The following is a 14,974-nucleotide window of genomic DNA, read 5'->3' as shown; positions in this document are numbered from 1 at the left end:
AATGAGTTTAAAACCATGGCGTGAAATTGCCCGCCCTCACAAAGATGTTTTAGAAGGCACTTTTAAGCAATCTGAATTTGCGGCTGATATTTCGCAAGTCGCTTCTGGGACTGCGACGGTCGAGTATCAAGATGCGGAAAAGTTCTTCTCCCGTACCTTTATTACTGAAGGCATGCGCTTATTGCTAATGTCGGTTGCACAGCGCTTGGCAGGCCAAGGTGGTGACCCGGTCATCCAGCTGCAAACCGCATTTGGTGGTGGTAAAACCCATACCATGTTGGCTGTATTACATTTGGCTTCTCGCCAAGTCAGTACCGATAAGCTTGAAGGCATTCCCCCCTTATTGGATGAAGCAGGCATACATGACTTGCCCAGTGCAAAAGTAGCGGTCATCGATGGCATTAAGCTTTCTCCTAGCCAACCACAACAACATGGCAATGTTGCTGCCAATACTTTGTGGGGGGAGTTAGCTTGGCAACTTCTCGGTGACGAAGGTTATGCCATGGTTGCCCAGAGCGATGCCGATGGTACATCGCCGGGTAAAGAAGTGGTGCGGCAGCTGGTTGAGAAAGCAGCGCCTTGTGTCATTCTCATTGACGAGCTCGTGGCCTTTATTCGCCAATTAGAAGTGGGCAAGCAATTTAAAGCCGGTACTTTCGATAGCAACATTTCATTTATTCAGGCACTCACCGAAGCTATGAAAGCGGTCCCCAACGCGATTCTATTGGCTTCGTTACCAGAGTCTGAATTAGAAGTAGGCGGCACCATGGGCCAACGTGCTCTGGAATCGCTGGAAAAATACTTTGCGCGTGTTGAATCAGTTTGGAAGCCTGTTGCCAGTACCGAAGCCTTTGAAATTGTACGCCGCCGTTTGTTTGAATCGGCAGGTGAACGTGCCGAAGTGGAAGGCATTAGTCGGCAGTTCTCTGATTTCTATCGCACTAATAGTGATAAGTTTCCGTTGGAAACTCAGTCGAACGTGTATTTTGAAAGACTTTGCCAGTCTTACCCTATTCACCCAGAGGTATTCGACCGCTTATATGAAGACTGGTCGACTCTAGATAAATTCCAGCGCACACGTGGCGTGTTGCAATACATGGCAATTGTGATCCATCGGCTTTGGAATTCAGACAACAAAGATGCGTTGATCATGCCGGGTTCTATTGCCTTGGATGATAGCAATGTGCGTAACAAGAGTATTCACTACTTACCACAAGGCTGGGAGCCTGTGTTGGAAAAAGAAGTGGATGGTCCACGTTCAACACCACATGATATCGATGCATTTGACACTCGATTCGGCAGTGTACAGGCTGCCCGCCGTGCAATGCGTACTATTTTTTTAGGCAGTGCACCCTCGAATGCTGATCAAGGTGTTAAAGGCTTAAACCAGGAGCATATCTTATTAGGCTGTGCCCAGCCTGGGCAGACCATCGGTGTGTTTGAAGACGTGCTTAAGCGCTTACGAGATCGCTTGCATTATTTGTATTCAGAGCAAGATCGCTACTACCTCGACACGCGGCCAAACTTGCGTCGAGAAATGGAAAGCCGAAAGCAAAATATTAGTGATCTTCAAGAGCTTCAGCCATTATTAAAAGATCGCGTAGGAAGGGTATTTGGGCGCAATCATTGCTTTGGCGGGATTCATATTTTTACTCCTTCGGTAGACGTACCTGATGACTATGCCTCAGGTCCACGTTTAGTGGTACTGCCACCAAATGCTGCATACAGCCGTGGTGATTCTAGACAAACTTATGAAATAGCTGAAGAGATACTACGCAACCGGGGTGAGCAACCTCGACAAAAGCAAAACCGATTGATTTTCTTTGCTGCTGATTATGATGTGGTTAGCCGTTTAAAAGATGCGGGTAGAACTTACCTTGCATGGAAGAGCATAGTGTCTGATGTGGCTGATGGGAAATTGGATTTAACGGTCTCACTGTCTAAACAGGCAAAGCGCAACGCAGACACTGCCGAGCAGAGCTTGCATCAAATTGTGCGTGAAACTTATAAGTGGATAATTTGCCCAGTTGAAGAATTTTCAAAAGGTAAGCCTCAGCTTGTATGGGAGGCTGTATCAGTATCTCCGGCTTCACAAAACTTAATTTCTGAAATAGAAAATAAGCTAAGGGAAGAAGAGTGGCTGATTTCTGAATGGAGCCCTATCCATCTTCGCAACACACTTCAACAGTGGTACTTAAAAGATGGTGTAACCGAAGTAGGTGCGTTGAAAGTTTGGCAAGACAGCTGCCATTACCTATACCTGCCACGCCTTGTGAATGACCACGTTTTCAAAAATGCGATTAATTCGGGCTTAGAAAGCGAAGATTATTTCGGCTTTGCTTCGGGTAAAGATGGTGACCGCTATTTAGGTTTCGTATTTGGCCGTGGCTCAATGTCCATATTGGATGACTCTTCATTGTTAATCGAGCGTGAAGCAGCGGCTGATTATCGTGAGCGAACAAAACCAGCGCCACAACCTCAGCCCACACCAACAACTGAGGTGCAATCAACACCTACTCAAACTGGTGGAACAGGCCTGACTGGTGGTGCACAGCCTCAACCAACACATGACGGCACAACGCCTGCACCGACACCGGTTCAAACGGTAGCTAAGAGGCAGTTTTACGGCAATATTGAACTCGACCCTGTGAAAGCAAAAATGGACTTCGCCACCATTGTTGATGAGGTTGTGCAGCAGTTCACCTCGAAGTTAGGTGTGGAAGTGTCAATATCTATCGAGATTCAGGCTCGCTCCAAGGATGGCTTTGATGAAGCGCTTCAACGAACCATTAAAGAGAACTGTAATGTACTGCGATTCAGCAGTTCGGAGTTTGAGGCGGAATAGGAATTGATCCTTTGTCATCACGCAAATTGGCTGATTAAAATAAACTGCGCAAGGATGCAAACGTGGCTACAACGGTAATAGAAGCTTTTAACAAATTTCTGGCCGATCATGTGAATTTGCGTGATGACGAAACCAAGATAGCCAGAGCTAGCCGTGATTGGCTGGTTGGGCAAATCTGTAATTTTCCATCAAAGGTCGATCACTTCCCTCAAGTGTATACGGAGAAAAATATTTTCTTTGGTTCATTTGCTCGAAATACTAAAAAGAGACCCCTTGATGACATTGACATTATGATTTGTCTAAACGCTCAAGGCTCAACTTATTTCGAGGGACTATTAGGTGGCATATCAATATCTGTTCCTGAGCAAGCAATACAACTCAGGCGTCTATGTAACGATGGAACAGATACTCTCAACTCAATCAAGGTTGTCAATAAAATCGTCTCTGCCCTAAGTGATGTTACTCAATATGCAAGTTCAGACACTAAACGAAATCAAGAGGCCGCTGTATTGTCTCTGACAAGTTATGACTGGAGCTATGACATTGTTCCCTGTTTTTTTACTTCGCCAGACACATATGGAAATTCATTCTATTTAATTCCTGACGGAAGCGGGTCCTGGAAAAAGACCAACCCGATACTCGATCAAAATCGAACGCAAGCAATAAATGCAAATCATAATGGCAACGTGCTTACCGTGATCCGGATAATGAAATACTGGAACAAACGGCCAACGATGCCATCAATGAGCTCCTATCTTCTTGAGGTGATGATCTTAAATTCTTATTCGACGCGATCTGATGCTGCAAGTGAATTTGTAGACTTGGAACTTCCTAAGATATTCGAATATATCTGGCTAAACGTGACTAACGATGTGTCAGACCCGAAAGGTATTCAAGGCAATATCAATTCCCTAACGCAAGACGAACGAAGCAAAATATCAACAAGAGCATGGGTTGATAAAAATAAATCTATTGAAGCACGACAATTTGAGTCCGACAAGGATCACCGCAGCTCTATTAAAAAATGGGGTGAAATCTTTGGCAACAATTTCCCGGATTATGGATAACCAAAGATGAACAGGATTAATGAACTTCAGTCACAAGACTCGAATGTCAAGATAGCAGCAGCGTTCAGACGAGCCTACAAAATGGCTAAGAATTGGAAGACATGGATATGGCTGCCAACCATACTACTCTCTTTACTCCAGCTAATCGTCGCTATCAATATTCAAAAAATCATTTCTTTTCCAACTGTAAATCTTGCAGCTTACGTTACCGCCGCCACTCTTTTGATGCTAATGGCTAGCACGATTGGAAAACACACAAAAATCAATAAATACGTCGGCTTAGGTAGCAGTCTACAGCGCCTCCATGATTTCAATGTTTTAGGGTTAGGAATAAAACCAAGCCCCATTGAAACGCCGCAATCTCAAATAAATAGACTGTCCAAAAAGTGGCTCGACAAAAATAGTCAGGACAAACCTAACCTATCAGAATGGTGGCCAGCTAGAGTTTCAGAGTTAGGTAAGGAAAAAGGCATAGCACTCTGCCTACTTTCGACATTTCGCTGGGAAACAGAGCTTAGGAAGAAATATGGCGTTGTTTTAGCAATGATTTTTATTGTTACTACAGCTCTGAGTTTATTTCTGATGTACTCATTAAATTACAGAATTGAAGATTACATTGTTCGAATACTCGTACCGATTTCACCTTTCCTAGGTTTATTGATCGATGAATGGTTATGCAGTCGAATCAGCATAGATACTGCTTCAAAGTGTTCTGACCAGTGCTTTCAGCTATGGCAGAGTAATGGCGTTGATATTAGTAGTGAATTAAACCAGCTTAGCTACATATGGAACGGCTACAGGGCTAACTCAATCCCTATATTCGACTGGCTATACTGGGCGACACAAAAAGTTATGAACGAAGATATGATAATCGATGCCAATGCTCTTGTAGATGAGGTTTTAGCTCAGAGCCAATGACTCGGTATCTTTAACTCAAAGTTATTAGCAACATACTGAAGCATCATGATGATCTCACGATGCTTTTTTTCATCATAGGGTAACCCATCTTGCTTTTTCTGGATGATGTCTTTTAGCTCGTTCAGGTTGAACATTCCAAGCTTATAAAAATTTCCCCAGCTAGGAATTCCAAACAAGTTATAAATTGTTTCAGTGGCATCGCGCTCGCTAGCAAGACGCTTGGGTTCATCGATTTTAGCAAGAGCCGCTTCACCTTCTTCTTTTGTATCGTATGTATTTAGTTGTTTCATAGTTTTGCCACTTAAATAGCTTAAAGGTTCGATTATTTATCTGATGACAGATATTGCCACTTACTAAGGACAATACCACTTTTGCAGGGGTATTTATGCTTAGTAGATTTTTAAAGTCGCAACACCAACCTGAGTCAACTGAATCAGAAATCCCACGCTACCCGCCATTCCTGAAGGGGTTGCCAGCTGCGTCACCTGAAGATTTGCAGTCCACACAAGACGAGCTAATAGCCAAACTGCGCCAAGTACTTGGCTTTAATCAGCGTGATTTTCAAAGGCTGATTCAGCCCTGCATTGATCATCTGGCGGCCTATGTTCACTTGCTGCCAGCTTCTGAGCATCATCATCACAGTGGCGCTGGTGGATTATTACGTCATTCGTTGGAAGTTGCTTTCTGGGCGGCACAAGCAGCTGAAGGGATCATCTTTGTTGCCAGTGGCACACCAGTTGAGAAAAAAGAGCTAGAACCAAGGTGGCGTGTTGCGGCGGCTCTTGGCGGTTTGTTCCATGATATTGGTAAGCCTGTTTCAGACTTGTCCATTACAGACGAAGATGGACGCTATCAGTGGAACCCTTTTTTAGAAACCTTATCTCAGTGGACCACTAATAACAGCATTGAACGCTATTTCATTCGCTGGCGCGACGGACGGTGCAAGCGGCACGAGCAATTTTCAATTCTGGTGTTAAACCGGGTGATGACACCTGAGTTGCTCGCCTGGTTAACCCAGCCGGGCCCAGAGATTTTGCAAGCCATGCTGGAAGCAATTGGCAATACCGATCCCGAGCATGTCCTATCTAAATTGGTCATTGAAGCTGACCAAACCAGTGTACAGCGAGACCTGAAGGCTCAACGAATTTCCGTTGACGACAATGCCCTTGGTGTCCCAGTCGAACGCTATCTACTTGATGCCATGAGGCGATTACTTGCCAGTTCACAATGGCTGGTCAATCAGCGAGACGCCAGAGTCTGGTTACGAAAATCGAATCAATCAACCAATCTTTACCTGGTCTGGAAAAGCGCGGCTAAGGACATCATTGAGCTGTTGGCCAAAGACAAGATACCTGGCATTCCAAGAGATCCCGATACCCTTGCGGACATCCTCATTGAGCGAGGATTGGCCATTAAATCCGCGTCAAATGAGCGATACGAAAGCCTTGCCCCTGAAGTGCTGATCAAAGACGACAAGCCAATCTGGTTGGCCATGCTGCATATATCTGAGGCCGATTTATTGTTCAGCTCGAATGTACCAAGTAGTGTGAGACTGTTTAGCAAATCTGAGTGGGAAGCAACACAGCAAACACAAGCAGAGCCACAGAGTCGCTCCAGTGAGCATTCAGACTTGCCTGAAGCGTCATCATCAATCGAACATAGAAAATCGACTGAGTCACCATCGACAAACTCGTTCGAACAAGATGATGAACTTCGTCTTGCCAGTGATGTTAATAACCCCCAGGCAACTGAAAATGCTCCAGGTGATGGATGTGAAAAGCCTAACAATTCATATGATGGCGCTATCTCAAATAACGTAAACCAGCACGATGCAGAGGCATTGAATCTCCCTGAATCTTTGGCGTGGCTCCCAGAGGCCAGCAGTGCGTTGGTTATGGTTGATGAACAGATACTGATCCGCTATCCCGATGCCGTAAGACCTTGGTGTGCCCCCCGAAAACTGCTTGCTGAACTCAGTCGATTAGATTGGCTTGAATTAGATCCCGCAAACCCGACTCGTAAGGCCAGAACTGTGACTACGAATGATGGCGTTCAGGAGCAAGGGTTACTGCTGAAAGTGCCAGTTTCTAAAGGGTTAACTGCAATATTAGACCTTTCCAAACAAGACGCAGAACCGGCGGCAGCAATTCAGAACAAAGAGGCTTCACAGCGTCCGAGTCGAACTGAGACAACCACTGCCCAAGCAAAAGAACCCGCCACAAGAGCGGAGCGAAAGCAAAAGCCGATTGCGGCCAATGCGAACTCAAGTACCGACCCCAAACACGTGCAGCGGCAACAGATGGTTAATTTTGTGAAAGATTTGCCCATCTTACTGACCGATGGCGATTACCCAGACGTGGATCATAGTGCCGATGGTATTCGCGTCACGATTCAAACCTTACGCCAAGTCGCCAATGAGCATGGCATTCCAGCCGGACAGCTGCTTCGGGGGATCTCGGCCAGTGACCAATGCCAGTTTGATGAGGGGGAAACGGTTCTGTTTACCGCTCACGCTGAACGTTAATCCATTTGAAATTAATCGGATTGCAAACGGTTATGTTGCGGAGCATGAATGAAAGAAAACGCATATGAGATGCCCTGGCGCACGAACTATGAAGCCATGGCCGCAGCAGGTTGGCTGGTTGGTGCAACTGGGGCAATTGCCGCAGAAATGCTGACTGAGCTACCACCTGAGCCATTTTGGTGGATGACAGGGATTTCCTCGGGCATGGCGTTGTACCGCCTGCCTGAGGCTTACCGCCTTTATAAGTTACAGATGGGGCTAAAAGGCAAACCATTGGCATTTATGGCGCTGGCGCATTTGCAAAAGGTAATGGCAAAACATCCTGATGAATTGTGGTTAGGGTATGGCTTTGAGTGGGACCAACGTCATGCTCAACGCGCTTATGAAATCCTAAAGCGGGATAAGCAAACCTTGCTTAACCAAGGTCACGCCTCTTATCGAAAGAATAGCCAAATGGGTTCGACCTGGATTCATGGTGTCGAGCCCAAAGAAGAAGATGTGTACCAGCCAGTTGGTCACACTGAGGGGCACACCTTAATTGTCGGCACGACCGGTGCCGGAAAAACCCGATGCTTTGATGCGATGATCACCCAGGCCATTTTGCGCAATGAAGCCGTGATTATTATTGACCCCAAGGGAGACAAAGAACTTAAGGATAATGCACAGCGAGCCTGTATTGCCGCCGGTAGTCCTGAGCGCTTTGTGTATTTTCATCCGGGTTTTCCAGAGCATTCAGTACGACTTAATCCCCTGAGGAACTTTAACCGGGGTACTGAAATTGCTAGCCGAATTGCGGCCTTAATTCCATCCGAAACCGGTGCTGATCCATTTAAAGCCTTTGGTCAAATGGCACTGAATAACATAGTGCAAGGTCTGTTGCTTACGTCACAACGTCCTGATCTGAAAACACTGAGACGATTCTTGGAAGGTGGCCCAGAAGGCTTGGTAGTAAAAGCCGTCACGGCTTGGGGGGAGCAGGTGTATCCGAACTTTAGTGTGGAGATCAAGCGCTTTACCGAAAAGGCCAATACCTTGGCTAAACAAGCCATGGCGATGCTGCTTTTCTACTACGAACGCATTCAGCCCGTTGCCGCCAATACCGATTTAGAGGGGCTATTGAGCATGTTTGAGCATGACAGAACTCACTATTCCAAGATGGTGGCCTCATTGATGCCGGTGCTCAATATGCTCACATCAAGTGAACTTGGCCCACTGCTATCACCGATTGCAAACGATGTGGATGACAGCCGGTTAATTACGGATTCTGGCCGAATTATCAACAATGCCCAAGTGGCGTATATCGGCTTGGATTCATTGACCGACGCCATGGTTGGCAGCGCCATTGGTTCGTTGCTTTTATCTGATCTCACCGCCGTGGCCGGTGACCGCTATAACTATGGTGTTGAAAATCGCCCCGTAAATATCTTCATCGATGAGGCTGCTGAAGTCGTAAACGATCCCTTCATTCAACTGCTCAACAAAGGCCGTGGCGCAAAAATGCGTTGTGTGATTGCTACTCAGACCTTTGCTGACTTTGCCGCTCGTACAGGCAGTGAAGCTAAGGCTCGCCAGGTGTTAGGTAACATCAACAACTTGATAGCCCTTCGGGTGATGGACGCCGAAACGCAGCAGTACATTACTGACAATCTGCCTAAGACTCGGTTGCAGTACATCATGCAAACTCAAGGTATGTCGTCCAACTCGGACAGCCCCGCGTTATTTACCGGCAATCATGGCGAACGCTTGATGGAGGAAGAAGGCGATATGTTTCCACCGCAGTTATTAGGCCAGCTCCCAAACCTAGAGTACATCGCCAAGCTTTCAGGTGGCCGCGTGATCAAAGGTCGCATTCCTATTTTAACCAGCTCTACACAGGCAGCATAAGGAGTCTGTATGCATCATTCTGTCTGTCTGAAAATGACAACACTTACCAGTAAAGAAATGCTCGCTCAGTGGCAGCAACATAACCCTCAGTTCAAGGAAGCTTTAAGACTGCTTGAAACCGACTGGCCTCATGCGTTGGCTTCAGTGCACTGTTTGGCGGACTATTTAACAGATGCGCTCACGTTAGATGGCCATTCCATCTTTGATTTGTGTCTGTGTAATGGCTTGGGCAGTTATGAAGAAGTCAGTTGTGATGATGACAGTGTACGCCTGTGGCATTTCATTGAGGCACTGACCTGGACTGCCGCCAGTGCTTTAACGGGGATTCGCCTGCGTGATCCTGACCATTTCGAGTGGGCCGCCGTGGATGGTGTGTATTTCTACTCCTGGATTCGTAATCGTCCAAATCGAATGGCGTATCTGGCTGAAGGACACATCGATGTGCGTTATGTCAGTGGCCATACATCGACAAAGCGGCTTCAACAAGTGATTAAAGCCCGGATTATGACGCCAACCGTTGCAGCCATGCTGGCGCGAGTAGAAGAGGATGTTTGGCATGAGCAAGCATAAGTCGGTTTGGCTGCTGTGTCTGGCACTGATGCTGGAGATTATTGCCATTGGCGTGTTAGTGCCCGGTGATTGGACTGGCCGGGTCATTAGTAAAGAAAAGCAGATGATCCAAAATCAATTGGGCGCTCAAACAAGCTATTGGATAGGTCAAACTAGCCATGGCTGGTATCAGTCATGGATTGTGGATACACAGATGGAGCAATCTGTGCGTGATTTTCTAATCCCCACTGAAGAACAACGACTGCGCTCTAAAGGGATGGAGAACATGGGAGGCTTTTGGTTTGTCTGGGTAGAAGACCGCATTCAGGCATTTTTTGATGTGCTGTACCAAGTGTTCACTCGATTTGCTCTGCTGATGGTCTGGTTGCCTTTTGCGCTTATTCTCATGTTACCGGCGCTGTGGGATGGCTTAATGACCTGGAAGATTAAGAAGACAACCTTTGATTTTTCGAGCCCTATCATTCACCGCTACAGCATGATTATCCTGGGCTCAGGTGTCATTTTGCTGTTTATGGGATTGTTCGCCCCGCTGGCCATTCCACCGGTGGTGTTACCGTCGCTGATCATCGGCTTGGCATTGATGGCAGGGTTGGCGTTAAGCCACTTGCAGAAGAAGATTTGAGGCCTCGGTTAATGGCCACCAAGACAGGATGATATGAATATCTGGCTTATTCCTGTCATTATTTGATTCGATTGTGGGTTTGATTCGAATCATGCTATGATTTGAATATACTGTTATTTAAATCAAAAGGCGACAAGATGTGGATCTGGCAACAAGCTGATTGGCCAAACTTTATCTGGGATGAAAAAGTCATTGAACCCAAGTTACGCGACATTCGCTTTCACCAAGGAATGTTGTTGGGCAAGATGTCGAGCCAACCTAAAGACCAAAGGCAAAGTATGTTAGACACGCTATTGGCGAACATTATTCATTCGAGTGCCATTGAAGGTGAGAAGCTCAATGCTTTTTCTGTTCGCTCGTCCTTGGCCAATAAGCTTGGTCTTTCTGAAGAAAAACCATTTCCAACTACTGAACGCACTGATGGCTTAGCAGAAATAATGTTAGATGCGGTGGAGAATTTAGACTCGCTGCTCTCACTTGAAAGAATATTGCAGTGGCATAAACGACTGTTTCCTGAGGGTTACACCTTGTTCAATCCTGTTATAGGAGGGCAGTTGCGCGGGGACGAGCCAATGCAGGTTGTGTCGGGAAGAATAGATAAACCCACGGTGCATTTTGAAGCACCGAGCCGAGATGTGCTTGAGTCAGAACTAGACGTGTTTATCCGCTGGTTTAATGACTCTCGTGAGGACCCCGCTTTAGACCCTTTGCTTAGGGCTGCGATAACGCACTTTTGGTTCGTGACGCTCCACCCTTTGGATGACGGCAATGGCAGGATCACCCGCTTACTCACTGATTTGGCGCTGGCCCAGGCTGAGCGTCAATCTGTCCGTTTCTATGCAATGTCAGTGGCGATTTTAGCCAACCGTAAAAGCTACTACGAAATATTAGAGCAATCCCAGAAAGGTGAACTTGATATTACCGCTTGGCTTATGTGGTTTTTAAACACCTTAGGTGAAACATTCACCAATGTGCTTGAAGAAATCGACCAAACGGTTTTTAAAACAAACTTCTGGCGAAATGTCGATCAAACGCGACTGTCCTCGGAACAAGTAAAAGTGCTCAATCGAATGCTTGATGGAGATTTTGACCAAGGCATTAATACGTCGCAATATCATAAAGTGGCGAAAGTGAGTAAGCCAACCGCTTCTCGTCATTTAGCGGCTTTGGTCGAGCTTGGTTGCTTGGTAAAAAGTGAAGCCGGGGGGAGGAGTACTCGTTATAAGCTCGCGCACTTGTGTTAAAAACACGAACATTGAGAGCCAATTATCGTGCACTAATTGTAACCATTAAGGTTGCGATATCAATCTGATTGTAAGAGCAGAATCACCAAGCCACCTCAAAACCTTCAAGAATTCGGCATCTAGCTGACCACTGAACCTGTCAATCTCAAGGCATTCTTCACTTCTCAATTCAAACAACGAGGAGTGACTATGGAACCTGTGAGTATTCCGTCCTATATCGATGACCCGCCGCACTTCCTGCTTTGGAGTGCCGATGAGATGGCTCCCATTCTGTTGGGGCTAGTGATCGGCATTTTTACCGGTAATGCCTTGGTTTTATGCCTGTTGGGGTTGGTAACAACCAAGCTCTATCGGCGTTTTCGTGATGGTCGCCCAGATGGTTTTATTCTTCACGCCATCTACTGGGCTGGACTGTTGCCCACCAAGGCCAAGACGATCCCTAACCCATTTATCAGGAGCTATCTGCCGTGAAGTTCGACGTGTTTTTAAAATCATGGCAAGGCACGCAATTAGAGAACCGATGGCAGCGGTTCCTGATTGCAGTGCTGGTGCTATCTAATTTGCTGCTTGCGGTAGCGGCATTTTCTCGCAATACCGTGGTAGCTATTCAACCACCAACCTTGTCTGAAACGGCTGAAGTGTCACGAAACCAAGCCACTCAACCTTACCTTGAATCCTGGGGACTCTACCTGGCTGAGCTTATGGGCAACGTGACGCCGGGTAATGTGTCTTTCATCCGGGTTGCCATTGAGCCGCTACTTTCTCCAGCGGTGTACCAGCAAGTGGTCGATGCACTGGAGATTCAGGCAAGACAGATCCGTGAAGACCGAGTCACGCTCAAATTCCAACCCAGACAAGTGGAGTATGAGTATGAAACCGGGCATGTCTTTGTGACCGGTTATTCCTTGGTTTCTGGGCCATCAGGAGATGAACAGCGCCAAACTCGCACCTATGAGTTTGACATCGATATTGAGCAATACCGTCCAAAGCTCAGTTGGATGGATACGTATGAGGGGCAAGCTAGAACGAAGCGCGTTCGTGAAAAGTTGACCCAAGAGCAAAACCGGAGGGTGAATGATGCGAACCAAAATTAGTCGATGGATGACACCAGGCTTAATCGCAATGAGCTTGAGTGGCGTTCTGTTATCACAAGCGTCGTATGCAGACGTGGAATTGCCAATTGTGCCAGCCAGTGTGATGAAGCAGTCTGCTACTGCAAATCCACCGGTTCAAACCAATACGGCTTCAACGGATGCGCCAACAACGCTGCTGATGACACCGGGAGTCAATGAACTGATCCCTGTAGCACTTGGCCATCTGAACCGGATTGTGACGCCGTTTGAATCGCCTCAGGTGAGAACAACCAGTGATGCACAGACGCAAATCAAGGGGAATGTTGTATATGTGGCCACGGACAAAGAATCACCGGTTTCACTTTACATCACTCCGCCTGGTCAGGAAGCGCCCGCATTATCTGTCACCTTAGTACCTCGTCGTATTCCACCGCGTGAAATCACCTTAGCTATTGATGGTCAGCAGTGGCCTATTAAGGGCGTCGTGAACCGAAAAGCCGCCACTTGGGAAACAGCTCAGCCATACGTCGATAACCTACGAGACTTACTCAGACGCCTTGCATTAAATGAGTTGCCACAAGGCTATGACATCCGTTTAGCAGGCCAAACTGACAGGAGCCCTAAATGTTTTCAGCCTGGCTTAAAGTTTGGTTTTAAGCAGGGGCAAATTGTGACGGGACATTACTTCACCGTCTATGTAGGACTGGTTGAAAGCTTTGCCGATGAGCCGATAGAAGCCAGTGAAATAGCCTGTCATGCACCGGATATAGCGGCAAGCGCCTACTGGCCTCGCAATATCTTGTTGCCGGGTGAAAAGACTGAGTTGTATGTGGTTGTTCGCAATCATCGTGAAGAAGCGGTGGAAAGTCAGCGACCTTCGCTTCTTGTAGGAGGTGAGCTTTGATGAAAGCACAATGGGAACAAATGAGCCCGAACATGAAGCGGGGCCTATCGGTTGCTGGTATTGCTGGTGGTCTCATCCTTATGGTGATGGTGTTTTCACCTAATCCTGACGATGGCTCAAGCAGTCGGAACCGACAGGAAACGATCCGGCACATTCTTACGGATATCAATACTCGTGATGTTGGGGTCGATAGTTTGGCTGCAAATTTAAAACTACTCAGTGAGCGCAACGAGCAGTTACGTCGTGAAGTTGAGCGCTTGCGTCGTGACGTCGATTCAGGACGGTTAAGCCCTGGTTCGCCTTCTATACCAAGTGAGGTCAATGCGGAGTTGGCTCGTCTTCGAGCGGAACTTGATGATGTTCGCGCTGGAGGTGATGCAGCAGTTGAAGGCACAAATAGCCGTTTTGAAGTGCCTTTATCTGCCATGGAATTGCCTAAAGAAGAAAAGCCACTGCCGTCTAACCCAGACGACTATTTTGCCAATGCGCCGCTGCCTGATCCGCTCTATCAGCAGCCAGCCAATGGCCAAGGTACACGAGCTCGGGATGTTCCATTGCCGCCAATCACGATTCGTATGATTGAGCCTGAAGTGGTTGCTGAACCAGACGTTGTTGTGCAAGAAGCGCCGCCTTTGTATTTACCGGCGGGCAGCATCATCTCAGGTACTTTGATCACGGGTTTGGATGCACCTACTCACGAGTCCGCAAGACGCGAACCTTTTCCTGCATTGCTGAGGATTCAAAAGGAAGCCATTTTACCCAACCGATTTAGAGCGGATATCAAAGAGTGTTTCTTGATCGCCGCAGGTTACGGTGATTTGAGCTCTGAGCGTGCTTATTTGCGAGGCGAGACCATTTCATGTGTGAGAGAAGATGGTGGCGTCATTGAAACACGACTGGATTCTTATGCCGTGGGTGAAGACGGCAAAGCCGGTATTCGTGGCCGATTAGTGTCGAAACAAGGCCAGCTGGTGGCCAAATCGATGATGGCCGGATTCCTTCAGGGCTTGGCTGGCGCATTTGATGTGAATCCTGTACCAACGATTCAGACGGGTAATGCCGGTGATACTCAGCTGTACCAGCAAGTCATGAGCCAAGAAGCATTACAAGGTGCTGCGATTAAAGGCACCGGAAAAGCATTGGATCGAGTGGCCAAGTTCTATTTGGACATGGCTGAAAATATGTTCCCAGTCATTGAGGTAGACGCTGCAAGGAAAATTGAAGTCATAGTCACTCGTGGGGCCTCGTTGTCATTGGCCACTTCACAAGGGGTAGGTGCAAGAAGATGAAAAAATCCTGCATGTTGCTAACCGATCGAAGTCC

General features: G+C 47.1%; 13 protein-coding genes. 12 read left to right on the top strand and 1 reads right to left on the bottom strand.

The window, feature by feature from the left end:
- Position 1: 1 nt before the first annotated feature.
- The 3 genes from MPHASIOC01_RS23355 (at position 2) to MPHASIOC01_RS23345 (ending at position 4,830) form a co-directional block, all read left to right on the top strand.
- A complete protein-coding gene (locus MPHASIOC01_RS23355; RefSeq protein WP_353613386.1) occupies positions 2-2,845 on the top strand; it encodes a DUF499 domain-containing protein in 2,844 nt (947 codons plus the stop codon).
- Positions 2,846-2,907: 62 nt separating this feature from the next.
- Positions 2,908-3,912 carry a nucleotidyltransferase gene (locus MPHASIOC01_RS23350; protein ID WP_353613385.1) on the top strand — a complete coding sequence of 335 codons (1,005 nt, stop codon included), beginning with the start codon at positions 2,908-2,910 and terminating at the stop codon, positions 3,910-3,912.
- A gap of 6 nt (positions 3,913-3,918) precedes the next feature.
- Positions 3,919-4,830, top strand: coding sequence for an S-4TM family putative pore-forming effector (locus MPHASIOC01_RS23345; RefSeq protein ID WP_353613384.1), 912 nt, complete (start codon positions 3,919-3,921; stop codon positions 4,828-4,830).
- On the opposite strand, the gene MPHASIOC01_RS23340 is transcribed toward MPHASIOC01_RS23345, so the two are convergent.
- Positions 4,818-5,120, bottom strand: a complete 303-nt coding sequence (locus MPHASIOC01_RS23340) for a hypothetical protein (RefSeq protein ID WP_096070669.1) — start codon at positions 5,118-5,120, stop codon at positions 4,818-4,820. The two genes, MPHASIOC01_RS23345 and MPHASIOC01_RS23340, sit on opposite strands and share 13 nt — an antisense overlap.
- Before the next feature lie 95 nt (positions 5,121-5,215).
- Here MPHASIOC01_RS23340 and mobH point away from each other — a divergent pair, with 95 nt between their 5' ends.
- From mobH to MPHASIOC01_RS23295, 9 genes are all read left to right on the top strand, one after another.
- Positions 5,216-7,354, top strand: a complete 2,139-nt coding sequence (gene mobH / locus MPHASIOC01_RS23335) for a MobH family relaxase (RefSeq protein WP_353613383.1) — start codon at positions 5,216-5,218, stop codon at positions 7,352-7,354.
- 48 nt (positions 7,355-7,402) lie between these two features.
- Positions 7,403-9,238, top strand: coding sequence for a conjugative transfer system coupling protein TraD (gene traD, locus MPHASIOC01_RS23330; protein ID WP_084998262.1), 1,836 nt, complete (start codon positions 7,403-7,405; stop codon positions 9,236-9,238).
- A 9-nt stretch (positions 9,239-9,247) separates the two neighbouring features.
- Positions 9,248-9,808: a hypothetical protein gene (locus tag MPHASIOC01_RS23325; RefSeq protein WP_029627966.1), complete on the top strand. Its 561-nt coding sequence runs from the start codon at positions 9,248-9,250 to the stop codon at positions 9,806-9,808.
- Positions 9,795-10,430: a DUF4400 domain-containing protein gene (locus tag MPHASIOC01_RS23320; protein WP_029627967.1), complete on the top strand. Its 636-nt coding sequence runs from the start codon at positions 9,795-9,797 to the stop codon at positions 10,428-10,430. The genes MPHASIOC01_RS23325 and MPHASIOC01_RS23320 overlap by 14 nt, the downstream gene beginning before the upstream one ends.
- 137 nt (positions 10,431-10,567) lie before the next feature.
- Positions 10,568-11,674: a Fic family protein gene (locus MPHASIOC01_RS23315; protein ID WP_029627968.1), complete on the top strand. Its 1,107-nt coding sequence runs from the start codon at positions 10,568-10,570 to the stop codon at positions 11,672-11,674.
- Between the two features lie 189 nt (positions 11,675-11,863).
- Entirely contained in the window at positions 11,864-12,145 is a 282-nt protein-coding gene (gene traL / locus MPHASIOC01_RS23310; protein WP_000433891.1) for a type IV conjugative transfer system protein TraL, read from the top strand.
- Positions 12,142-12,768, top strand: a complete 627-nt coding sequence (locus MPHASIOC01_RS23305; RefSeq protein WP_000667170.1) for a TraE/TraK family type IV conjugative transfer system protein — start codon at positions 12,142-12,144, stop codon at positions 12,766-12,768. Before traL ends, MPHASIOC01_RS23305 begins: the two co-directional genes overlap by 4 nt.
- Positions 12,749-13,651: a type-F conjugative transfer system secretin TraK gene (locus MPHASIOC01_RS23300; RefSeq protein WP_353613382.1), complete on the top strand. Its 903-nt coding sequence runs from the start codon at positions 12,749-12,751 to the stop codon at positions 13,649-13,651. Before MPHASIOC01_RS23305 ends, MPHASIOC01_RS23300 begins: the two co-directional genes overlap by 20 nt.
- Positions 13,651-14,940: a TraB/VirB10 family protein gene (locus tag MPHASIOC01_RS23295; RefSeq protein ID WP_353613381.1), complete on the top strand. Its 1,290-nt coding sequence runs from the start codon at positions 13,651-13,653 to the stop codon at positions 14,938-14,940. Before MPHASIOC01_RS23300 ends, MPHASIOC01_RS23295 begins: the two co-directional genes overlap by 1 nt.
- Positions 14,941-14,974: the final 34 nt, after the last annotated feature.

This window comes from Mangrovibacter phragmitis, from assembly GCF_040429585.1.
GTDB classification, from domain to species: Bacteria; Pseudomonadota; Gammaproteobacteria; order Enterobacterales; family Enterobacteriaceae; genus Mangrovibacter; species Mangrovibacter phragmitis.
Note: the sequence above shows the minus strand (reverse complement) of the source record. Positions and strands in the feature narration are given on the sequence as shown.